Raw genomic sequence first — 4,072 nt, forward strand, 5'->3', positions numbered from 1 at the left:
GGTGGCCGTGTAGAACGCGTCGAAGCCGTCGGCTCCCCGGCGCGGGCCCGTCGTGCGGCCGGGGTCCTCGGCTTCGTCGGTCGTCATGCGTCCTCCCGCGGCTGGGCGCGTCCTGGGCCGTGTCCGCACGGCCCGGCTCCGGTGGGTCTGTCGTCCTTCAACACGCGTGAGCGGCCAGGGATGTTACAGACGACGTCGGTGAACGGCGGCCCTGCGCCGTGCCCTTCGCGGCGGGTGCGGACGGGGCGTGACCGATCATGGACGCATGACTGCCTTCTACCATGTGTGTTTCGTCGTCCCGGACATCGAGCGCGCGATGCACGAGTTCCGGCGTGCTGCCGGGGTCGAGTGGAGCGATCCCGTGTCCGACCGCCTCGGCGCATGGGACTACCGCATCGTCTTCACGACCGGCGGACCGCCCTTCGTCGAGCTCATCGAAGGGCCGCCGGGCAGTCCCTGGGACGCGTCCGAGGGGGCCAGGTTCGATCACCTCGGCTTCTGGAGCAGCGACGTGCGGCGCGGCTCCCGGCGCCTGGAGGGAGAAGGCCTGCCGGTGGACTTCTCCGGATGCCCCTACGGCCGGCCGTTCGCGTACCACCACATGGACAGTGTCGGGGCCCGGATCGAGCTCGTCGACGTCGGCCGGCAGGCCGGCTTCCTCGACGCGTGGAGTCCGGGCGGACCGCCGATGCCCGCGATCGACGAGACCGCGCGGGACTGAGCGTCCGCCCCCGCCGAGGCGATGATCCTCGCCGGGCGCCGCGGCCCCATGGCACGCGCCGCCGCCGTCGTCATCTAAGCTGCACGGCGGCTCGCGCGGACGGCAGGTCCGCGCGGGGCAGACGACCCCGGGGGAGAAGCGAGGGATGCCGGTGATCTGCGTCGGAGGCATGATCGGGATCGGCAAGACGAGCGTCGCCGAGCTGATCGCCAAGGATCTGGGCAGCCACGTCTTCTACGAGAGCGTCGAGGACAACCCGATCCTGCCGCTCTTCTACACGGCGACCCCCGAGGAGATCCAGGCCAAGCGGTACCCGTTCCTGCTGCAGCTCTACTTCCTCCAGACGCGGTTCGCCGCGATCAAGGAGGCGTACAAGGAGGGCGACAACGTCCTCGACCGCTCGATCTACGAGGACTGGTACTTCGCCAAGGTCAACCACGACCTGGGCAGGATCAGCTCCCTGGAGATGCAGGTGTACGAGGGGCTGCTCGACGAGATGATGCGCGAGATCGACGGCCTGCCCTACCGCAAGGCGCCGGACCTCATGGTCTACCTCCAGGCGGACTTCGAGACCGTGCTGCACCGGATCGGTCTGCGCGGCCGCGCGTTCGAGCAGGACGAGGGCCTCGTCGAGTACTACCGCACGCTCTGGTCCGGCTACGACGACTGGGTGCACCGGCACTACTCGGCCAGCGAGGTGCTCGTCATCGACATGAACAACACCGACGTCGTGAACAACCCCGAGGACGCGGCCCGCGTGGCCCGCGAGGTCAGGGCCGCCCTGGCGCAGGGCGGGCGCGGGGCGGAATGACCCGCACCTCCGGCGGGGCCGTCCCGTCCCGCTGATGCCGCACGTTCACATGTCGCCACGGTCGTTGCGTCCTGCCCGAGGGCGTCCTATCGTCCTTTTGCGAAACAGCCGTATCGAAAAGTGAGAGGTGCCGGCGTGGCACAACGAGGGCGGCCTCGCGGCGCGGACACGGACGAGCGGATCCTGCGGGCGGCGCTGGAGCAGCTGATGGCGGACGGCTACGGCGGCTTCGTCGTGGACAAGGTCGCCGAGCAGGCCGGGGTCGCCAAGACGACGCTCTACCGACGATGGCCCACCAAGGACCACCTCGCCGTCGCGGTGATCGCCCGCATGCAGGACGAGGTGGCCGTACCGGACACCGGAGACATCCGCGCCGACCTCACCGACTACGTCGAGCAGATCGCCGTGGGACTCAATCGGATGCGGCGCGCCGGGCGGCAGGACGAGGCGGAGGACGCCTCGGCCGGTGTGGTGGCCGAGCTGGTCGCCGCGGCCGCCCGGCACCCCGACATCGGCGCACTGGTCCGGGCCATGTTCGCCCGCCGCAACGAACTCGTCCTCGGACTGCTCGACCGCGCCAGGGAGCGCGGCGACCTGCACCCCGCCACCGACCCCGCAGTGCTGTTCGACCAGCTCGCCGGAGCCGTCTACTACCGGCTGCTCCTCACCGGCCTGTCGATCGACCGCGGGTACGCCGAACGCCTCGTGACCGGCGCCCTGGACGGCGCCCTTCCTGTCACGGGGAGCTGACGACCGCATGACCGGGGCCGCCCGCACACCCGCACCCTGCCTCGGTTCGGCGCGCTGAACCGGGCGCTCGCCGACCCCGTGGCGGAGCACCAGGGCTCCTGACCGTGGTGCCCGGCCGAGGCGGGCGGTGGCGACGGCTCCCCGGGGTTCCCTGCCGGCCCGTCGGGTCTTCCGGCCCGTCGGGTCACCCGGAGCGGCGACGCGCCTGCCGCACCTCGCGGTTGACGGCCCATGCGTCGGCCACCGGCCCGAGGTGGCCGAGCTTGTCGGGATTGATCACGGAGTGGACCGTGTGGATCCGCCCGTCCCGCACCTCGAGCGCGAACGTGCGCAGGACGTTCCCGTCGCGGTCGTGGAAGACCGCCCCCGGCTGCCCGTTGACGGGCCGCGGCGTACAGGTGATGCCGGTGCTCGCCATCGCGGGGTGCACCCGGGCCAGCAGCCGCGCGACGTTCCCGGCGCCCGCGACGGCCCTGGCGAGCTGCGGCGCCTTGCCCCCGCCGTCGCCGACGAGCTGGACGTCGGCGGACAGCAGGTCCTGCAGCCCCGACAGGTCCCCGCGGGCCATCGCGTCGAAGAACCGCCGCGCCAGCTCGTCCCGTTCCTCCTCGTCCGGATCGAACCGGGCCCGTCCCTCCTCCATGTGACGCCGGGCCCGGACGAGCAGCTGGCGGCACGCGGCCTGTGAACGGCCGGTGGCCTCGGCGACGTCGTCGAAGCCGAAGGCGAACACCTCCCGCAGCACGAACACCGACCGCTCCAGCGGGCTGAGCCGCTCCAGGAGCAGCAGCGCCGCCACCGACAGCGACTCGGCGAGCTCCACCGCGCGCGCCGGATCCTCGTACGGGTCGTCGAGCAGCGGCTCGGGCAGCCACGTCCCCGGGTACGCCTCACGACGGACCCGGGCGGAACGCAGCACGTCGATCGAGATACGGGTCACCGTCGTCGACAGGTAGGCCTTGAGCGAGACCGGCCGGACGGACGAGGCGGCGTAGCGCAGCCACGTCTCCTGCACCGCGTCCTCCGCCTCGCCGACGCTGCCCAGCATGCGGTACGCGATCGAGAACAGCAGTGGCCGCAGTTCCTCGAACTCCTCGGCTCCGTCCACCCTTTGATCCCCCTGATCACCCCGTGTGCGAGCACCGGAGAGGATCATGGCATCCGCGGCGCCGGCCTGGGGCGTTTCGCGGAATCCGGTGCGCGCCGTCGCGCCCTCGCGGCCACTGTCCTGCTCGGCGCCGGCCCGGCGATGTCACAGGCCGCGCCGGTGCCTCGTCCCGTGTCCGGAAGTACCCACCCCAAGGAGTCGCCGACGAACACCGCGCCGTGGATCACCCAGCCCCTCCCTCCGCCTCACCGACAGAAAGCCCACTGCCATGAACGTCCTGCGGTACGTGTTCCTCGTCTTCCACCTCTTCGGATTCGCCGCGATCCTGGGGGGCATCTTCTACCAGCTGCGCGGCAAGGACCCGGTGACCGGCGGATACATGGTGACCAGTGCGGTCGTGCAACTGGTCACCGGCGCGGGCCTCATCGGGACCCGCCTGGCGCTCGACCTGCCGGTGCCGCACGCGAAGATGGCCGTGAAGCTCGCCCTCGACGTCCTGGTGGCGCTGATCGCGCTGCTCGGGATGCGCAACAGAGCCGCCTGGGCCTTCTACGCCGTGGCCACGACGACGGCGGCCGCGGTGGTCGTGGCGGTCGCCTGGGCGTAGGGGCGCGCGCACCGCGTCCCGCCTGTCGACGGACGCCGGGGCCCGGTCGCCCTCAGGCCCGGCGCCCGCAGGTCG

At 71.9% G+C, this 4,072-nt stretch carries 5 protein-coding genes; 4 read left to right on the top strand and 1 reads right to left on the bottom strand.

Going from position 1 to position 4,072, the window contains the following annotated elements; genetic code table 11:
- Nucleotides 1–265: 265 nt before the first annotated feature.
- The 3 genes from GTW43_RS02810 (at nucleotide 266) to GTW43_RS02820 (ending at nucleotide 2,282) form a co-directional block, all read left to right on the top strand.
- Nucleotides 266–721 (top strand): VOC family protein, encoded by a 456-nt coding sequence (locus tag GTW43_RS02810; protein ID WP_161299949.1) that lies wholly within the window; start codon nucleotides 266–268, stop codon nucleotides 719–721.
- Nucleotides 722–866: 145 nt separating this feature from the next.
- Nucleotides 867–1,532, top strand: coding sequence for a deoxynucleoside kinase (locus tag GTW43_RS02815; RefSeq protein ID WP_161299950.1), 666 nt, complete (start codon nucleotides 867–869; stop codon nucleotides 1,530–1,532).
- A gap of 135 nt (nucleotides 1,533–1,667) precedes the next feature.
- A complete protein-coding gene (locus GTW43_RS02820; protein WP_161299951.1) occupies nucleotides 1,668–2,282 on the top strand; it encodes a TetR/AcrR family transcriptional regulator in 615 nt (204 codons plus the stop codon).
- A gap of 184 nt (nucleotides 2,283–2,466) precedes the next feature.
- Here the strand turns inward: GTW43_RS02820 and GTW43_RS02825 are convergent, their stop codons facing one another.
- The gene (locus tag GTW43_RS02825; RefSeq protein WP_161299952.1) at nucleotides 2,467–3,390 is read right to left on the bottom strand and encodes an RNA polymerase sigma-70 factor; all 924 of its coding nucleotides are present in this window, start codon (nucleotides 3,388–3,390) and stop codon (nucleotides 2,467–2,469) included.
- Nucleotides 3,391–3,658: 268 nt separating this feature from the next.
- On the opposite strand from GTW43_RS02825, the gene GTW43_RS02830 reads away from it, so the two are divergent.
- Nucleotides 3,659–3,997, top strand: coding sequence for a hypothetical protein (locus tag GTW43_RS02830; protein WP_161299953.1), 339 nt, complete (start codon nucleotides 3,659–3,661; stop codon nucleotides 3,995–3,997).
- Nucleotides 3,998–4,072 lie beyond the last annotated feature (75 nt).

This window comes from Streptomyces sp. SID5785, assembly GCF_009870065.1.
In the GTDB taxonomy this organism is placed as follows: Bacteria; Actinomycetota; Actinomycetes; order Streptomycetales; family Streptomycetaceae; genus Streptomyces.

Coding starts and splice junctions, on each gene's coding strand:
- GTW43_RS02810 (WP_161299949.1), top strand. CDS start 266: ATGACTGCCTTCTACCATGTGTGTTTCGTCGTCCCGGACATCGAGCGC.
- GTW43_RS02815 (WP_161299950.1), top strand. CDS start 867: ATGCCGGTGATCTGCGTCGGAGGCATGATCGGGATCGGCAAGACGAGC.
- GTW43_RS02830 (WP_161299953.1), top strand. CDS start 3,659: ATGAACGTCCTGCGGTACGTGTTCCTCGTCTTCCACCTCTTCGGATTC.